The organism is Winogradskyella sp. A2, from assembly GCF_046762865.1.
GTDB lineage: Bacteria > Bacteroidota > Bacteroidia > Flavobacteriales > Flavobacteriaceae > Winogradskyella.
This window is the reverse complement of sequence record NZ_JBKQXM010000026.1, coordinates 1-665: the sequence shown is the minus strand read 5'-3', so window position 1 is coordinate 665 and position 665 is coordinate 1. Positions and strand designations below refer to the sequence as shown.

The window sequence follows — 665 nt, the reverse complement described above, 5'->3', positions numbered from 1 at the left end:
ACAACGGTCTCGGCTATGATTTCGTTGCGTTGAAAATTCCAGTGGAATTTTCGACCGTAGAAATCCAGCCGATTAAAGTTAAACTAATTTTGGGTTTTGCCATAAATAAGGAATGAATTATAGCCATTGTTGTAGCAAGTTTTTATTCAAAAATTATTGGTAAAGCAGAATTCTGGATTTTCGTAATATTAAAAGGCTGTGTAATAACAGTTGTAACGTTGCCTTCAGGAACTATTTCATTAATATTTACAATGATGTTCTCGGAATTAGATGTTATATTCAATTCTAGGCTATAACCGCCATTCGCTTTTATTTCATCAAATACGGCAATAATGGTATATTCAGAGAAATTTATATCAGTTTCCGTAAAGTTATCAGAAACATTATTTACTGAATTCAATTGAGTAATTAAATTATTCCAAGTAGTTTGGTTAGAAATAATTAAATTTTGTTCCGTGATTCCTTCGTCTCCCGCGCCATAAAGATTATCCTTAGCAATTAAAGTCGATTCTATTACTCTTGAATTTGAATTGTCATCGTCAGAACTGCAACTAAACACAAAAATTGATAACAAGACAATTAATAGGTGTTTTTTCATAATTGTTAGGTTTTATTATATAGATGTCAGCATGTTAATAAGGTTGCGTTAAATTTGCTACAACGGT

Annotated in this window: 1 protein-coding gene; it reads right to left on the bottom strand. The window is 31.0% G+C overall.

Annotated features, from left to right (window positions below; translation table 11 throughout):
- Positions 1-142 precede the first annotated feature (142 nt).
- Entirely contained in the window at positions 143-598 is a 456-nt protein-coding gene (locus tag ACFWV9_RS16155; RefSeq protein ID WP_411896263.1) for a protease complex subunit PrcB family protein, read from the bottom strand.
- Positions 599-665 lie beyond the last annotated feature (67 nt).